The organism is Kitasatospora sp. NPDC089797 (assembly GCF_040684795.1).
Lineage (GTDB): Bacteria > Actinomycetota > Actinomycetes > Streptomycetales > Streptomycetaceae > Kitasatospora.
Genome location: NZ_JBFBGS010000060.1, coordinates 16072 through 33051, shown reverse-complemented (window position 1 = coordinate 33051; position 16980 = coordinate 16072). Strand labels below are relative to the sequence as shown.

The 16980-nt window shown below is 72.5% G+C and carries 13 protein-coding genes; 7 read left to right on the top strand and 6 right to left on the bottom strand.

The window, feature by feature from the left end; translation table 11 throughout:
- Positions 1–2 precede the first annotated feature (2 nt).
- The 3 genes from AB0O91_RS34990 to AB0O91_RS34980 all read right to left on the bottom strand — a co-directional run bounded on the left by AB0O91_RS34990 (position 3) and on the right by AB0O91_RS34980 (position 3489).
- On the bottom strand, positions 3–326 hold the full coding sequence (locus AB0O91_RS34990) for a nuclear transport factor 2 family protein (RefSeq protein WP_363441894.1): 324 nt from the start codon (positions 324–326) through the stop codon (positions 3–5).
- A 268-nt stretch (positions 327–594) separates the two neighbouring features.
- Positions 595–2118, bottom strand: coding sequence for an aldehyde dehydrogenase family protein (locus tag AB0O91_RS34985; protein WP_363441892.1), 1524 nt, complete (start codon positions 2116–2118; stop codon positions 595–597).
- A gap of 423 nt (positions 2119–2541) precedes the next feature.
- On the bottom strand, positions 2542–3489 hold the full coding sequence (locus AB0O91_RS34980) for a terpene cyclase (RefSeq protein WP_363441890.1): 948 nt from the start codon (positions 3487–3489) through the stop codon (positions 2542–2544).
- Positions 3490–3826: 337 nt separating this feature from the next.
- On the opposite strand from AB0O91_RS34980, the gene AB0O91_RS34975 reads away from it, so the two are divergent.
- The gene (locus AB0O91_RS34975; RefSeq protein WP_363441888.1) at positions 3827–6826 is read left to right on the top strand and encodes an AAA family ATPase; all 3000 of its coding nucleotides are present in this window, start codon (positions 3827–3829) and stop codon (positions 6824–6826) included.
- A gap of 181 nt (positions 6827–7007) precedes the next feature.
- Positions 7008–8084 (top strand): aldose epimerase family protein, encoded by a 1077-nt coding sequence (locus AB0O91_RS34970; RefSeq protein ID WP_363441886.1) that lies wholly within the window; start codon positions 7008–7010, stop codon positions 8082–8084.
- Between the two features lie 30 nt (positions 8085–8114).
- Here the strand turns inward: AB0O91_RS34970 and AB0O91_RS34965 are convergent, their stop codons facing one another.
- Positions 8115–8621, bottom strand: a complete 507-nt coding sequence (locus AB0O91_RS34965; protein WP_363441885.1) for a GNAT family N-acetyltransferase — start codon at positions 8619–8621, stop codon at positions 8115–8117.
- A gap of 308 nt (positions 8622–8929) precedes the next feature.
- On the opposite strand from AB0O91_RS34965, the gene AB0O91_RS34960 reads away from it, so the two are divergent.
- From AB0O91_RS34960 to AB0O91_RS34940, 5 genes are all read left to right on the top strand, one after another.
- Positions 8930–10210 (top strand): extracellular solute-binding protein, encoded by a 1281-nt coding sequence (locus AB0O91_RS34960; RefSeq protein ID WP_363441883.1) that lies wholly within the window; start codon positions 8930–8932, stop codon positions 10208–10210.
- Positions 10211–10304: 94 nt separating this feature from the next.
- Positions 10305–11306, top strand: coding sequence for a sugar ABC transporter permease (locus tag AB0O91_RS34955; protein WP_363441881.1), 1002 nt, complete (start codon positions 10305–10307; stop codon positions 11304–11306).
- Positions 11307–11360: 54 nt separating this feature from the next.
- A complete protein-coding gene (locus AB0O91_RS34950) occupies positions 11361–12296 on the top strand; it encodes a carbohydrate ABC transporter permease (protein ID WP_363441879.1) in 936 nt (311 codons plus the stop codon).
- Positions 12297–12369: 73 nt separating this feature from the next.
- On the top strand, positions 12370–14067 hold the full coding sequence (locus AB0O91_RS34945; RefSeq protein ID WP_363441877.1) for a glycoside hydrolase family 13 protein: 1698 nt from the start codon (positions 12370–12372) through the stop codon (positions 14065–14067).
- 25 nt (positions 14068–14092) lie between these two features.
- Positions 14093–15112, top strand: a complete 1020-nt coding sequence (locus AB0O91_RS34940; RefSeq protein ID WP_363441875.1) for a LacI family DNA-binding transcriptional regulator — start codon at positions 14093–14095, stop codon at positions 15110–15112.
- A 91-nt stretch (positions 15113–15203) separates the two neighbouring features.
- On the opposite strand, the gene AB0O91_RS34935 is transcribed toward AB0O91_RS34940, so the two are convergent.
- Together AB0O91_RS34935 and AB0O91_RS34930 are read right to left on the bottom strand one after the other, a co-directional pair.
- Positions 15204–15404, bottom strand: coding sequence for a hypothetical protein (locus AB0O91_RS34935; RefSeq protein ID WP_363441873.1), 201 nt, complete (start codon positions 15402–15404; stop codon positions 15204–15206).
- Between the two features lie 221 nt (positions 15405–15625).
- A complete protein-coding gene (locus tag AB0O91_RS34930) occupies positions 15626–16975 on the bottom strand; it encodes a transglycosylase family protein (protein ID WP_363441871.1) in 1350 nt (449 codons plus the stop codon).
- Positions 16976–16980 lie beyond the last annotated feature (5 nt).

The following is a 16980-nucleotide window of genomic DNA, read 5'->3' as shown; positions in this document are numbered from 1 at the left end:
CCTCAGGCCTGGCCGGTCTCGAAGCGGCTGATCCGCCCGCCGTCGACGGTGAAGCGCCAGGCGGTGCGCATCGCGCCCCAGGTGTCGTTGGTGAACTCGGCGACCAGCGCGTGCCCGTCGTGCGACTCGGTCTGGACGGCCATGCGGCCGTTCGTGGAGAAGATCTCCCGTTCGGTCCAGTCGGCGAGGTCGCGGTCGGAGCCGTCGTCGGACATGGTCGCGCCGGGGGTGAGCACGGCCGTGAAGGCGTCGCGGTCGCCCGCGTTGATCGCGACGACGAAGGCGCGTACGGCCGGGTCGCTGAGCTTGGCGGGGGAGATGGTCATGCCGGACTCCTCGGGAGGGGCTGGGGTCGGGGAGTCCTGTCTACGGCGTTCGCGCGGGCCGTCCGGGCATGTCGGCGGCGCGTCGGAGAAATCGGGGGATTCATGTGCTTAGATCCCGAACCAGGTGATTTGCCCCAAAAGCCCGCCACGGGGAGTGGCGGTGGAGCGGGAGGCCCCTCGCGGCCTCCCGCTCCACTCCTGTCCGGGGCCCGGCGGTTCCGGGCCTCCGGTGACCCGTGGTTCCCGGCATCCGGGCCTGCGGTGCGGCCTAGAAGAAGCCGACCGCGTCGGGGGAGTAGCTGACCAGCAGGTTCTTGGTCTGCTGGTAGTGCTCCAGCAGCGCCTTGTGGTTCTCCCGCCCGATGCCGGAGTTCTTGTACCCGCCGAAGGCCGCGTGGGCCGGGTAGGCGTGGTAGCAGTTCGTCCAGACCCGGCCCGCCTGGATGGCGCGCCCGGCCCGGTGGGCGGTGTTGATGTTGCGGGTCCACACGCCAGCGCCGAGCCCGTACTGGGTGTCGTTGGCGAGCGCGACCGCGTCGTCGAAGCCGTCGAAACGGGTCACCGAGACGACCGGTCCGAAGATCTCCTCCTGGAAGACCCGCATGCTGTTGACGCCCTCGAACACCGTCGGCGCCACGTAGTACCCGCCGGCCAGCGAGCCGCCGAGTTCGGCGCGCTCGCCGCCGACCAGCACCTTGGCGCCCTCGGCCTGGCCGATCTCGAAGTAGGAGAGGATCTTCTTCAGCTGTTCGGCGCTGGCCTGCGCGCCGACCTGGGTCTCGGTGTCCAGCGGGTTGCCCTGGCGCATCGCGCGCACCCGGGCCAGGCCGTCGCCGAGCAGCCGCTCGTAGACCGGGGTCTCGATCAGCGCGCGGCTGGGGCAGGTGCAGACCTCGCCCTGGTTGAGGGCGAACATCGCGAAGCCCTCGACGGCCTTGTCGTAGAAGGCGTCGTCGGCGGCGGCGACGTCCGCGAAGAACAGGTTGGGGCTCTTGCCGCCGAGCTCCAGGGTCGCCGGGATCAGGTTGTCGGCGGCGGCCCGGGCTATCAGCCGGCCGGTGCTGGTCTCGCCGGTGAAGGCGAGCTTGCGGACCCGCTTGCTGGCGGCCAGCGGGGCGCCGGCCTCCTCGCCGAAGCCGGTGACGATGTTGAGGACGCCCGGCGGCACCAGGTCGGCGGTCAGCTCCGCCAGCAGCAGCACCGAGGCCGGGGTCTGCTCGGCGGGCTTGAGCACCACCGCGTTGCCGGCCGCGAGCGCCGGCGCGAGCTTCCAGACCGCCATCAGGATCGGGAAGTTCCACGGGATGATCTGGCCGACCACGCCCAGCGGCTCGTGGAAGTGGTAGGCCACGGTGTCCTCGTCCAGCTGGGAGAGGCTGCCCTCCTGGGCCCGCAGCGCGCCGGCGAAGTAGCGCAGGTGGTCGACGGCGAGCGGGAGGTCGGCGGCCAGGGTCTCGCGGACCGGCTTGCCGTTCTCCCAGCTCTCGGCGACGGCCAGCTGCTCCAGGTTGGCCTCCATCCGGTCGGCGATCCGCAGCAGCACCTGGGCCCGCTCGGCGGCGGAGGTGCGGCCCCAGGCCGGGGCGGCGGCGTGGGCGGCGTCCAGGGCGGCCTCGACGTCCTCGGCGGTGCCGCGGGCGACCTCGGTGAACACCTCACCGGTGACCGGGGTCGGGTCCCCGAAGTACTCGCCGCGTGCCGGGGGCTTCCACTCGCCGCCGATCCAGTGGTCGTACCGGGAGCGGTAGGCGACGATGCTGCCGGGCGCACCGGGGGGCTGGTAGACGGTCATGCTCGGTGTCTCCTCGCGACGTCGGGCGCCCCCGGCGCGGATCGGGCCGGAGGCGGCACGCCGGACCGCCCGGTCGGGGGGCGCTCCGGCGGGAGGGTGCGGACACGCAGTCGGGCCGGCGCCCCGCCGGGGCGCCCGCCGACGAGCACGATAACCGCCGGGCGCACGGCGCGGCTACGGTCCGTACGACCGGCTCGTACGGACGGTGCGCGATCCGGACGTTCCCGGCCCGGGGGCGTGTGGGCGCACTCGGCGGCGCGCGGGCCCGGGTTCACGCCCCGCAGGCACGGGGCGCGCCCGGTGCCGCAGGGCGCTCCGGGCCGCCTCGGAGCGCCCCGGAGCACGTCGGGATGCTCCGGACCGCGGCGGGGCGGCCCGGGCCGGACCCGGGTGGGGCCGGGGCGGACCGGGGGCGGGCGACGGTCAGACCGCGTGGTACCGGCCGGTGCGGGCCTCCCAGCTCAGGTAGCCGGCCAGCCAGGTGAGCAGCCCGTCGGCGTAGCGTTGGGCGATCACGCGTTCGATCCGGGACAGGCCCAACTCCCGGTGCACGTCGGGCAGTCGCTCGTGCAGCTCGACGCAGCGCTCGACCATCAGCTGGGCCTCGGCCATCACCGCGGAGCAGGCCTCCTCGGCCGAGCAGCGGCGCTCGCGCTGGACGATCATGACGAGGTTGTTGACGTCGCCGCGCGGGGCTTCCAGCGGGAACGAGCGCACGTCGTTGCTGAGCGACGGTATGTCGGCCGCCAGCTGGCGGAGTTGGCGCAGCACCGGGTGGTGCAGCACGGACGCCGGGACCTCGAACTGGCCGAGCCGCTCGACCATGTCGAAGATCGTCTCCATCGCCGCGGTACCCCGTCTGAGCTCCAGGTAGCCGTCCCGGTCCGGCGGCCGGGCGGAGATCCGCCCGGCCGCCTCGGCCGGATGGCTGGCGAAGTAGTACTCCCAGTTGTAGGCCGCGCGGGCCTGCCAGCGGGCGGGCATGCCGCGCACGCTGCGGCTCCAGAGGTCCGCGAAGGCCGTCTCGACGGGGGAGCGCTGGTCGGGGCGGGCGCCGTGCAGGACGGCGATCAGCCGCTCGCAGATCGGGGCGACCTCGGTGGGGCGGCGGCCGAGCGGCCCGTCGAACTGGTCGTCGAACAGGAAGTAGAAGCCCATCAGGTCGGCCGCCAGGGCGAGTTCGTCCGGCCCGGCGTCGGGGTAGCCGAGCGCGGCGAGGTCCACGACCTCCCAGTGGGCGTAGCCGGGGTGGTCGGCGTCGGGGAGCAGCGGGTGGCGGACCAGCCAGTCGCGGTGCAGCGCGGTGGCGTACGGACCGTGCGGACTGCGGCGGTGCGGGAACGGAATCTGAAGTGAGGTGTCGTCAGACATCGGACTCCCGGTGCAGCGGTGGGTGGGGGCGCTTGTGGTTCGAACAAGGGGCGTGGGGGGAGTTGACGCGGCGGGGCGCTGAGGGTGAGGGTGGATCAGGAAAGATCATCTGCGCCTCGCGGGCCGTAGGGTATCTGATGTAATGATCGGACGTTAGGGATATAGGGCAATTGCCCTTGGCAAGCCGTCCGAACCCTGGTCATCGGCCCCAGCCTGCGTGAATGCCGCACAGTGCGCCCTACCCGGCGCTACCCTCGGCTCCACGAACGGTGATGGACCGGCTGCTCCGCGCGCGCGGAGGAGCCGTGCCGCGAGCGGGTGAGGCGGAGGCGCGACGGTGACCCAGCAGGGCAACGAACTTCGGACGGGAACCGGTGCGGACGGGGACGACGACGGCCCCGCGACCCGGGTCCGGCTGCGCGACCGCGACACCGAACTGCGCTCCGTGGAGGCGGCCGTCGACCGGCTGTGCCGCGAGTTCGCCGCCGGCGGCACCGAGATCGGCGAACTGCTCGCCTTCTCCGGGCGTCCCGGCATCGGCAAGACCAGTCTGCTGCAGGAGGTCCGGCGGATCGCCAGCCTGCGCGACGGCGCCACCGTGCTGTTCGCCCGCGGTGGCGAACGGCAGTTCAAGGAGCCGTACCACGTGCTCCGCCAGCTCCTCCAGCCCGTCCTGACCCGGCTGGAGCCGGAAGAGTTCCGGCAGGTCATGGGCACCTGGGAGGAGGTCGTCGGACCGGCCATGGGCCTCAAGCAGCCGAAGGCCGGCGCCCGCCGCCTCGACCCCCAGGGCGTGCGCGACGGCCTCGACTACGTGCTCACCCAGCTCGCACCGCGCCGCGCGCCGATGGTGATGATCGTCGACGACCTGCACTGGGCCGACGCCGAATCCCTCTCCTGGCTGGCCAAGTTCGCCGTCCGCTCCGCCGAACTGCCGGTCCTGCTGGTCTTCGCCTTCCGCGAGGACGAGAACGACTGGCCCAACGAGACCCACGACCTGCGCCGGAGCGTCATCAACCTCGCCAGCCGCAAGCACGAGCTCAGCCGGCTCACCCTGAACTCCGTCACCGACATGATCCGCGCCGAACTCGGCGACCGGGCCGAGGACGCCTTCTGCTACGAGTTCTGGAACGTCGTCAACGGCAACCCCTTCGAGGCCGTCGCCCTGCTCGACCAGGTCCGCGACCAGGAACTCGAACCGGTCGAGGAGAACTCCCGGCAACTGCGCGAACTCGCCGTCGACGCCACCGGAATGACCCTCAAGAGCTGGCTGGACCGGCTCGGACCGGCCACCCTGCGCTTCGCCTGGGCCTGCGCGATGCTGGGCACCGACATCCGGATCGACCTGGTCACCCGGATCTCCACCCAGAGCGGCGAGGGCGCCCGCGACTCCATCAAGCAACTGCGCAAGCAGCGCGTGCTCACCCAGGCCCCCAACGGGAACCTGGAGTTCGTCCACCCGCTGATCGCCAGCTCCATCTACAACACCATGCCCGAGGCCACCCGGCTCGGCATGCACGGCATCGCCGCCGTCGAGATCGAGAACGCCGGGCTCGGCCTGCTCGCCGCCTCCCGTCACCTGGTCGAGACCCACTCCGGCGAGGGCGACGACCGGATCGTCCGGAAGCTGCGCCGCGCCGCCGTCGAGCACCAGCTGATCGGCGCCCCCGAAGCCGCCCAGCGCTGCCTCCACCGCGCGCTCAACGAGCCGCCCGCCGAGGAGATCAAGGCCGAGGTGCTGTACGAACTCGGCTGCTCCGCGCTGCTCACCGACCCGGTCGCGACCGTCAACCAGCTCCGGCTGGCCCTCGACCCCGACGAGGTGCCGCTCCGCCCCGAACTGCGGGTGGACGCCACCTTCCGGCTCTCCGAGGTGCTCGCCCACAGCGGTGAGCTGGGCCAGGCCGCGCTGGTCTGCCAGGAGGAGGCCGGGCAGACCGCCGACCCGGTCCGGCGCCAGCGGCTCCAGGCCGCCTCGTTCATGTGGCACGCCTTCCGCAAGTCCGAGGAGGACGGCCCCGGCCGCTCCACCCGGCTCGCCGAGCTGTACCGGAACCTGACCGGCCGGGAGGCCGCCGACCGGGCCGTGCTGATCATGCGCGCCTGGGACCTGACCCTGCGCGGCGAGCCCTCCACCGAGGCGCTCGCCCTCGCCGACGAGGTGCTGGACGGCGGCCGGCTGCCCAAGGGCCTCGGCTGGACCGACACCACCTGGGGCTTCGAACTGCCCTCGATGCTCTGCCTCACGTACATCTACAACGACCGCATCGCCCAGGCCGAACGGCTGGCCGCCGACGCCATCATCCAGTTCGAGATCGCCGGTTGGAGCGGCGCCCACCGGGGCTTCGCGTACTTCCTGATGGGGCTGGCCCGGTTCCGGCGCGGGCTGCTCGCCGAGGCCGAGGACTTCCTGCGCCGGGCCTTCCGCATCTCCGAGCGGATCGGGGCCAAGCTGCCGCTCGCCTGGGACGCCGTCGGCGTGCTGGTGGACACCCTGATCGCCCGCGGCCGGGTCGACGGGGCGTGGGAGCAGGCCAACGAGTTCGGCTTCCACCCGCCGTACCACGCGACGGCCATGGTGCTGCCGGACGCGGCCTCGCTGTACGGCAAGCTGCTGGTCGCCAAGAAGCGGTACGCCGGCGCGGCCGCCGCGCTCACCGAGGCCGGGGCCCAGTTGGAGGTCCGCGGCTGGCGCAACACCGTCTGGGCGCCGTGGGCCGGGCACCTGGCCGTCGCGATCGCGGCCGACGAGCCCGAGCGGGCCCGCGACTACGCCCAGAAGGCCGTCAGGGACGCCCGTCGCTTCGGCACGGCCTCGGCGATCGGCAGCGCGCTGCGGCTGCAGGCGCGGATCGCCGACGGCCAGCAGGCGGTGGAGCTGCTGGAGCAGGCGGTGGAGCACCTCGGCCAGTCCCCGGCCGGGTACGAGCACGCCGTCGCCCTGGTCGACCTCGGCGGTGCGCTGCGCCGGGTCGGGCGGCTGGAGGACGCCCAGGAGTACCTGTACCAGGGCATCGAACTGGCCCAGCACTGCTCGGCCGAGAGGCTGGTCGACCGGGCCCGCCGCGAGCTGGCCAACTACGGCCTGCGGCCCAACCGGCTGGGGCTGCACGGCTTCGGGGAGAGCCTGGAGGCGCTCAGCGGGCCGGAGCGGGAGGTCGCCGACCTGGCGGTCAAGGGCGTGCCGCCGCAGCGGATCGCCGAGCAGCTCGGGGTGCACCTCAGCCTGGTCAACCGGCGGCTGGCGGCGGTCTACCGCAAGGCGGGCACCGGGCCGGACGGGCTGGCCTCGGCGCTGGGGCTGCGGCCGCCGCAGGCCGGGGAGCCGGGGGAGTAGCGGCCCCTGCGACACGGGAGGCGGGTGGTGGCGCCGGGGCGGCGCGCGGAGACGTGGAAGCGCCCCCGCCGCCGCCGCTCTCGCTAGGCTGACGGGCACCACGGGGGCCGGCGCGACGCCCCCTGGACCGAACGGGAACCGGGCGGTGGCGGGGCCCCGCCACCGCAGTGAGGAGCAGGCCATGGCGAGCGAGGCCACCAGTGTGCGCCGCGAACCCCTCGACCCCTCGGGCGCGGGCGCGGCGATCCAGCGCTGGACGCTGACCGCCGGCCCGTACGAGGCGAGCGTGCTCACCCTCGGGGCCACCCTGCACACCCTCAGCGCCCCGGACCGGGCCGGCCGCACCGCCCAACTGCTGCTGTCCACCGACGAGCTGGCGCAGATCCTCGGCCCGGCGCGGCACTACGGCACGGTGGTGGGCCGGTACGCCAACCGGATCGACGGCTCCGTCGTCACCATCGACGGCGAGGACCACCCGCTGGCCCCGACCGGCGGCGGCGTCACCATCCACGGCGGGCCGGACGGCTTCGCCCAGCGGATGTGGGCGGCCGAGCCGGTCGAGGGCGGGGTGCTGCTGCGGCTGCACAGCCCGGACGGCGACCAGGGCTTCCCCGGCGCGCTGGACGCCACGGTCTCCTACACCCTGACCCACACCCCGGGGGAGGGCGGTGAGCTGGTGATCGACTACCGGGCCGTCACCACCAGGGCGACCGTCGTCAACCTGACCAACCACGCCTACTTCAACCTGGCCGGCGAGGGCAACGGCGACGTCCTGGGGCACCTGCTCACCCTGGACGCCGACGCGTACACCCCGGCCGACGAGCGGCAGATCCCGTTCGGCCGGACCGAGCCGGTGGCCGGCACGCCGTTCGACTTCACGGTGGCCACCCCGATCGGCAAGGCGGTGCACGACGAGCACCCGCAGCTGGCCGGCCCGGGCGGCTACGACCACAACTGGGTGCTGCGGGCCCGCCCGGCGGACGGCACCCCGGCCCGGGCGGCGCTGCTGGAGGACCCGGTCGGCGGCCGCACCCTGGAGGTGCTGACCACCGAGCCGGGCGTCCAGGTCTACACGGCGAACAAGTTCCAGGGCGCGGTCACCGGCGCGAGCGGGGTGCCGTACGGGCCGTTCGCCGGGATCGCGCTGGAGACCCAGCACTTCCCGGACTCCCCGCACCACCCGGACTTCCCGAGCACCGTGCTGCGGCCGGGGGAGGAGTTCCGCTCGACCACCGTGCTGCGGCTGGGCACCAGCTAGGCCGGTCCGCCGGTTCCCGTCGGACCGGCCTCAGGCCTGCGGGAGGTCCCGGCGCATGCAGAGCCGGGGCCAGCGGTCCAGGCCGTGTTCGGCCTCCTGGCGGCGGATCGCGCGCAGGCCGGGGGTGAGTTCGGCGTCGGCCAGCGGGCGGAAGCCGCAGCGGGCGTAGTAGGGGGCGTTCCAGGGGACGTCCGCGAAGGTGGTCAGGGTGAGCGCGGGGGCGTCGGTGCCCGCGGCCAGGTGCTCGATCAGCGAGCGGCCGAGGCCGCGCCGGGCGTGGTCGGGGTGGACCGAGACCTGTTCGACGTGCAGGGCGCCGTCCACCGGCTCGGCCAGCAGGTAGCCGGCGATCGTGCCGTCGGGGGCCTCGGCGACCAGGGCCGTCCCGTGGTCCAGGTAGCGGGCCAGGTCCTCCGGGGCCGGGGGTTCGTCCTCGGCGATCTCCGGCATCCCGATCGCGGCGAAGGGGGCTCCGGCGGCCCGTTCCAGCTCGCCCAGCAGCGGCAGTTCGTCCCTGGTGGCGGTTCTGATGCGCATGCGTCCAGTCTGCGGCAAGCGCCTTTCGGCCACGCAGGGTGGTTCCGTCGGCCAGCCCGGAGCGGGGTGAATCGGACGAACGAGGACATCGCGCCCGACTGTCAACTACCGTGCGGCTACGTCCAGGACACGTGGGCGTAACGATCGCGGTTTCTTGCAGAAACTTGCTGCAAGGACTTTCCGTCGATCTTGCCCCGCTGTTAACTTCCTTCCCGAGCCCGACGGCAGCAACGGTGCGGTCGGCACGAGGCAGCCATTATGCGCATGTCTCGGAACATCTCGGGCCCCCACCCTCCCAAGGAGTTCTCATGCGGCGTGGCATCGCGGCCTCTGCCCTCGTTGTGGCCCTCGCGGTCTCGATGGCTGCCTGTGGCAGCAGTGGCGGCTCCGGCTCCGACGGCAAGGCCGACGGCCCGGTCACCCTCACCTACTGGGACACGTCGAACGCCACCAACGAGGCTCCGCACTACCAGGAACTGGTCAAGAAGTTCGAGGCGGCCAACCCGACCGTCAAGGTCGACTTCGTCAACGTCCCGTTCGACCAGGCGCAGAACAAGCTCCAGACCGCCATGGGGGCCAAGGGCGCGCCGGACGTGTTCCGCTCCGAGGTCGGCTGGACCGCCGCCTTCGCCAAGGCCGGCTTCCTGGAGCCGCTGGACGGCACCCCGGCCGCCGCCGACACCTCCGCCTTCCAGCCCAGCCTGATCCAGCAGGCCAAGTACGACGGCAAGCTGTACGGCGTCCCGCTGGTCACCGACACCCTCGGGCTCCTCTACAACAAGGACCTGTTCGCCAAGGCCGGGATCACCGACGCGCCCAAGACCTGGGACGAGCTGAAGACCGACGCCGCCGCGGTCAAGGACAAGGCGGGCGTGGACGGCTTCTGGATGAAGGCCGCCGACGGCTACTACGCGATGCCGTTCCTGTTCGGCGAGGGCACCGACGCCGTCGACGCCGCCAACAAGAAGATCACCATCACCTCGCCCGAGGCCGTCAAGGGCATCGAGACCTACAAGTCGATGTTCACCTCGCCCGGCACCGCCAAGGCCGACGTCACCACCGACGCCTACGCGCACATGATGGACGCCTTCAACAGCGGCAAGGTCGCGGCGATCATCCAGGGCCCCTGGGAGATCACCAACATCTACAAGGGCTCGGCCTTCGCCGACAAGAAGAACCTCGGCATCGCCCCCGTCCCGGCCGGCTCCAGCGGCAAGGCCGGCGCCCCCACCGGCGGCCACAACATCGCCGTCTACGCCGGTGCGGACAAGGCCCACAAGGCCGCCGCCGAGAAGTTCGCCGCCTTCATGACCTCGGCCGAGAGCCAGGCCTTCATCGCGCAGCAGAACTCCACCCTGCCGACCCGCTCCGACGCCTACACCGCCGAGGTCAAGTCCGACCCGGGCATCGCCGGCTTCCAGGCCATCCTCGGCAGCGCCAAGCCGCGCCCCGAACTGCCCGAGTACAGCTCCCTGTTCGACTCGCTCGGCACCAACCTCGGCAAGGCCGTCCAGGGCACCGGCACCCAGGACGCGCTGAACACCGTGGCCACGGACTACGCCAAGCTCCTGCCGGGCTTCGCCAAGTAGTCCCCGCAGCCCGGCCCGCCGACCCCGGCGGGCCGGGCCGTCGGCTCCCCCGAGGCCGTCGGCTCCCCCGAGAACCCCCGAGAAGGTGCAAACGATGTCAGTCGCCGTGCAGGGCGCCACCGGCAAGGGCAGCCGGGAGCGCGATCAGCGTCCGGGCCCGCTGGAACGCCTCAAGCGCTCCTACGCCAAGCACTGGTACGCGTACGCGATGGTCGCGCCGGTCGTCCTGGTGCTCGGCGCGCTGGTGCTCTACCCGCTCGCCGAAGGCATCTGGCTGACCCTCACCGACGCCAACAGCCTCAACGTCGCCCGCAAGATCGGCGTCAACGAGATCCCGGCCAGCTACCGGTTCGTCGGCTTCCACAACTACGCCGACATCCTGTGGGGCCCCGGCTCGTACGACCGCTTCTGGTCGCACTTCGTGTGGACCATCGCCTGGACGGCCATCTGCGTCTGCCTGCACTACACCCTGGGCCTCGGCCTCGCCGTCCTGCTCAACAAGAAGCTGCGCGGGCGCGCCGCCTACCGGATGCTGCTGATCCTGCCGTGGGCCGTGCCGACCTTCGTCACCGTGTTCTCCTGGCGGCTGATGCTCTCCGACGGCGGCGTGGTCAACACCGTGCTGTCCGCCCTGCACCTGCCCGAGCCCGGCTGGCTCACCGACCCGTGGGCGCAGAAGGCGGCCGCGATCCTGGTCAACACCTGGGCCGGCGTGCCGTTCATGATGATCTCGCTGCTCGGTGGCCTCCAGTCGATCCCGGCCGAGCTGTACGAGGCCGCCGAGATGGACGGCGCCACCCGCTGGCAGCAGTTCCGCCACATCACCCTGCCGGGGCTGCGCAGCGTCTCCTCCACCGTCGTGCTGCTCGGCGTGATCTGGACCTTCAACCAGTTCAACGTGATCTTCCTGCTGTTCGGCAAGGGCGCGCCCGACGCCCAGCTGCTGGTCACCTGGGCCTACCGGCTCGGCTTCGGCCAGATCCCCCGGGACTACGCCCAGTCCGCCGCCTACGGCGTGATCCTGCTGTCCATCCTGATCGTCTTCACCGCCTTCTACCGGCGCTGGCTCGCCCGCAACGAGCAGGCCAACGGCTGAGTCCCCGGACCCAGTTGACCCCCACAGGTTGACCCACGAAGGCAGGAAACCCCGATGAGCACCACCACTGAACGCCCCGCCGGCCACCCCGCCGACGGCCCCGCCCCCGCGGCGGGCACGACCGCGGCGCCGGCCGCGCGTCCCGCGAAGTTCCGCCGGCGCGGCGAGAGCAGCCCGCTGTCCAGGGCGCTGTCCCACGGCGTCCTGATCCTGGCCAGCCTGCTCGCGCTGTTCCCGGTCGCGTGGATCCTGTTCGTCTCGCTCGGACCGGACAAGAGCGACTACCTCCACCCCGGCCAGATCCTCGGCAAGCTCACGCTGTCGAACTACCAGCACGTGCTGGCCGACACCGACTTCTTCACCTGGTTCGGCAACGCCCTGCTGGTCTCCGGCGTCACCACCGTGTTCGGCGTGCTGGTCGCCGCCACCACCGGCTACGCCGTCTCCCGGATGAAGTTCCCCGGGCACAAGCCGCTGATGTGGTCGCTGCTGGTCACCCAGATGTTCCCGATCGCGGTGCTGATCGTGCCGATGTACACGATGCTCTCCGAGCTCGACCTGCTGGACAGCTACGCCGGCCTGATCCTGGTCTACTCGACCACCACCGTGCCGTACTGCGCCTGGCTGCTGAAGGGCTACTTCGACACCATCCCGGTGGAGATCGACGAGGCCGGCCGGGTCGACGGGCTCAGCCCGTTCGGCACCTTCTGGCGGCTGGTGCTGCCGCTCGCCCGCCCGGGGCTGGCGGTCGCCGCCTTCTACTCCTTCCTCACCTACTGGGCCGAGGTGCCGTTCGCCTCCACCTTCATGCTCAGCTCCGACAAGTACACGCTGGCCGTCGGCCTGCAGACCTTCGTCAGCGAGCACGACGCCCAGTGGAACCTGATGGCCGCCACGGCGGTGCTGATCGCGATCCCCTCCGCGGCCTTCTTCTACCTGGTGCAGCGCCACCTGGTCACCGGCCTGACCGCCGGTGCCTCCAAGTCGTAACGCCCTCCCACGCCTCAGCGCTGCCCGACGACCCAGCGCTCCCCGCTCCTCTAGTCCCCAAGGGATACCGTCCATGACCCAGAACCTGGCCGACACCTCCCGGCCTGCCGCCGACACCGCTCACGAGGCGAACGTCGGGGCGTCCAGAGACTGGTGGCGGGACGCGGTCATCTACCAGGTGTACCCGCGCAGCTTCGCCGACTCCAACGGGGACGGCATGGGCGACCTGCCCGGCATCCGCAGCCGCCTGCCCTACCTGCGGGACCTCGGCGTGGACGCCGTCTGGCTCTCCCCGTTCTACGCGTCGCCGCAGGCCGACGCCGGGTACGACGTCGCCGACTACCGCGCCGTGGACCCGATGTTCGGCACCCTGCTGGACGCCGACGCGCTGATCCGGGACGCCCACCAGCTGGGCCTGCGGATCATCGTCGACCTCGTCCCCAACCACTCCTCGGACCAGCACGAGTGGTTCCAGCGCGCCCTGCGCGAGGGCCCGGCGTCCCCGCTGCGCGACCGCTACCACTTCCGCCCCGGCAAGGGCGAGAACGGCGAACTGCCGCCCAACGACTGGGAGTCCATCTTCGGCGGCCCGGCCTGGACCCGCTCCGAGAACCCGGACGGCACCCCCGGCGACTGGTACCTGCACCTGTTCGCACCCGAGCAGCCCGACTTCAACTGGGACAACCTCGCCGTCGCCGACGAGTTCCGCTCGATCCTGCGGTTCTGGCTGGACATGGGCGTGGACGGCTTCCGCATCGACGTCGCCCACGGCCTGGTCAAGGCCCCCGGACTGCCCGACCTCGGCGGCGCCGACCAGCTCAAGCTGCTCGGCAACGACGTCATGCCGTTCTTCGACCAGGACGGCGTGCACGAGATCTACCGCAGCTGGCGCCGGATCCTCGACGAGTACCCGGGCCAGCGGATCGGCGTCGCCGAGGCCTGGACCCCGACCGTCCAGCGCACCGCCAACTACGTCCGCCCGGACGAGCTGCACCAGGCCTTCAACTTCCAGTACCTGGGCACCGATTGGGACGCCGCCGCGCTGCGCGAGGTGATCGACGTGTCGCTCGACTCGATGCGCCCGGTCGACGCCCCCACCACCTGGGTGCTCTCCAACCACGACGTCACCCGGCACGCCACCCGGTTCGCCAACGAGCCCGGTCTCGGCACCCAGATCCGCACGCCCGGCGACCGGTCGCTCGGGCTGCGCCGGGCCCGGGCCGCCACCCTGCTGATGCTCGCGCTGCCCGGCTCCGCGTACGTCTACCAGGGCGAGGAGCTCGGCCTGCCGGACGTCACCGACCTGCCGGACGAGGTCCGCCAGGACCCCTCCTTCTTCCGCCAGGCCGGCCAGGACGGCTACCGCGACGGCTGCCGGGTGCCGATCCCGTGGTCCGGCACCGAGGCCCCGTACGGCTTCGGCCCGGCCGCGGGCGGGCCGTCCTGGCTGCCGCAGCCGGCCGAGTGGGCCGAACTGAGCGTCGAGGCGCAGACCGGCGACCCCTCCTCCACCCTGGAGCTCTACCGCAGCGCGCTGGCCGTTCGACGGGCGCAGCCCGACCTCGGCGCCGGCACCGAGGTCGAGTGGCTGGACGGCCCGGAGGGCACTCTGGTCTTCCGCCGCGGCTCCTTCCTCTGCACCGTGAACACCACCGCCGAGCCGGTGCGGATCGCGGCCCCGGGACGGCTGCTGCTGGCCTCGGCCGACCTGGTGGTGGACGGCGGCGAGACCGTGCTCGCTCCGGACGCCACCGGCTGGTGGGCGGTCTGACGTGGTTGCAATAGGCTCTGGGACCGTGACTACGGCGCGACTCTCAGACATCGCGGCGCAGGCGGGGGTCAGCGAAGCCACCGTCTCCCGCGTGCTCAACGGCAAGGCGAACGTCTCCGCCGCCACCAGGCAGACCGTCCTGGCGGCGCTGGACGTGCTCGGCTACGAGCGGCCGACCCGGCTGCGCCAGCGCAGTGCCGGGCTGATCGGGCTGATCACGCCCGAGCTGAGCAATCCGATCTTCCCCGCGCTGGCGCAGGTGATCGAGCAGGTGCTGAGCCGGCACGGGTTCACGCCGGTGCTGTGCACCCAGACCCCGGGCGGCTCCACCGAGGACGAACTGGTCGAGATGCTGGTGGACCGGGGCGTGGCGGGCATCGTCTTCGTCTCCGGACTGCACGCCGACTCCACGGCCGACCACGACCGTTACGCCCGGCTGGCCGGGCGCGGGGTGCCGTTCGTGCTGATCAACGGTTACAGCGAGAAGATCGACGCGCCGTTCATCTCACCGGACGACCGGGCCGCGATGTGGATGGCCGTCCAGCACCTGGCCGAACTGGGCCACGAGCGGATCGGCCTGGCGGTCGGGCAGCGGCGGTACGTGCCGGTGCTGCGCAAGATCGAGGGCTTCACGGCGGCGATGCGCGAGGTGCTCGGGCTCGGCCGGGAGCAGGCGGAGGAACTCGTCCACCACACGCTGTTCAGCGTGGAGGGCGGGCACGCCGCGGCCGGGGCACTGCTCGACAAGGGCTGCACGGCGATCGTCTGCGGGAGCGACATGATGGCGCTCGGGGCGATCCGGGCGGTGCGGCAGCGGGGGCTGTCGGTGCCGCAGGACGTCTCGGTGGTCGGGTTCGACGACTCGCCGCTGATCGCCTTCACCGAGCCGCCGTTGACCACGATCCGGCAGCCGGTCGAGGCGATGGCGACGGCGGCGGTGGACGCCCTGCTGGAGGAGGTCGGCGGGAACGCGGCCCAGCGCGGGGAGTTCATGTTCCAGCCGGAGCTGGTGATGCGGGGTTCCACCGGGGCGTGCGCGCGCTGAGGCCGGTGGGTCGCGTCTCAACTGACGGGCCCCGGAGGGCGGTTGCCCTCCGGGGCCCGTCGGCGTGCGGTCCGCCCGGCTGCGGTCGGGCTCAGCCCTCCTGGACGGTGGGACGGTCGGCGGTGACCCGGTGGCCGTCGGCCGCGTCGCCGGTGCGGGTCCCGGTGCGGCGACCGCGGGCCAGGTAGTCGCGCAGGACCAGCTCGACGGCGTCCTGGGGGTTCTTGGTACCGGAGAGCAGCATCGCGTCGATCGCGAGGTTCGCGTCGAGCGTGACGGTGACCTGGGCCATGGTGACTCCTCCTCGGGTGCAGAGCAGCAGCATGCCCGCCGGGGCGGGGTTTGGCCATGCGGCGGCCGGCCTCCGGGGACGCCGAAGCCCCGGGAAGAGCGACCAGACTCTTCCCGGGGCGGTCGGGGGCCGACAACTGACAGCTGATGAAATCTGTTGTCTGTTATCTGTCAGTTGTCATCCGTCGGCCGGCATCCGTCGGCCGCGTGCCGACCTCGGGCTCAGACCCGGCCGGCGAAGTCCGGCGCCCAGTTGGCGACGGTCTGCAGGCGGACGCCGGAGCTCGGGTTGGCGGCCTCGACGTACTGGCCGTTGCCGATGTAGATGCCGACGTGGTAGACGCCGGAGTCCTGGCCGTTGTTCGACCAGAAGAGCAGGTCGCCCGGCTGCAGGCTGTCCAGCGAGACGTGGGTGCTGGCGGCGGCCTGGTCGGCGGCGACGCGCGGGATGTTGATGCCCGCGGCGCGCAGCGCGGCCTGGGTCAGGCCGGAGCAGTCCCAGCCGCCGTTGCCGGTGCCGCCGTAGACGTAGGCCTGGCCGACCTTCGACTGGGCGAAGGAGACGGCGGCGGCCATGCTGCCGGTGGCGGCCGGGGTCTGGGTCTGGGTCCCGGTCTGGGTCTGCGGGGCGGGCTTCGCGGCGGGCTTGGTGGCCGGCTTCGAGGCGGCCGGCTTGGAGCCGGACGGCTTGCTCTGGTCGACCGGCTTGGCGTTCACGGCACCGCCGTTCGAGGCCTGGCCGGACTGCTGCGAGCGGTCGAACCAGGTGAAGTCGGAGCCGGACTTGGCGGTGCCGGAGGTCTGGCCGGCCTGGGCCGCCCCGCCGTCACCGAAGGTCAGCTGCTGGCCCGGGTAGATGGTGTCGGGGCCCTCGGTCAGGGTGGTGCGGTTGAGGTCGTACAGCCGCTGCCAGCCGCCCTGGACGTTGTGCTTGTCGGCGATGGTGGACAGCCAGTCGCCGTCGACGACGGTGTAGCCGCCGGCCTGGGCCTGTGCCTGACGCTTCTGCGCCCAGGTGTTGTCGGCCGACCCGGTGGCGGGGGCGGCGGACGCCGAGTCACCGGAGGCCTGTGCCTGGTCCTGGGCGGGCGCGGCCGGCTTGGCGGGCTTGGTCGCCTTCGCGGCGGGCTTGGTGGCCGGCTTGGCGGTGGAGGCGCCGGTGGAGGCACCGGCGGAGGTGTCGACGGACGCCGCGGCGCCGCCCTTGGTCAGGCCCGCCTGGACGGAGCAGACCGGCCAGGCACCGGGGCCCTGCGAGGCGAGGACCTTCTCGGCGACGGCGATCTGCTGGTCCTTGGTGGCCTGGTCGGCCCGCGCGGCGTAGGCGTTGCCACCGAAAGCGGCCCAGGTGCTGGAGGTGAACTGGAGGCCGCCGAAGAAGCCGTTGCCGGTGTTGATGGCCCAGTTGCCGCCGCTCTCGCACTGGGCGACCTTGTCCCAGGTGGAGACCGGGGCGGCGTTCGCGGTGCCGGTGGTGAGGCAGGGGACGGTGAGGCCGACGCCGGCGACGCCCAGGGCGGCGATCACGCGGCGGGTGCGGCTGGACAGGCGGTTGCCGTTGGAAGGCAGCATGAAGA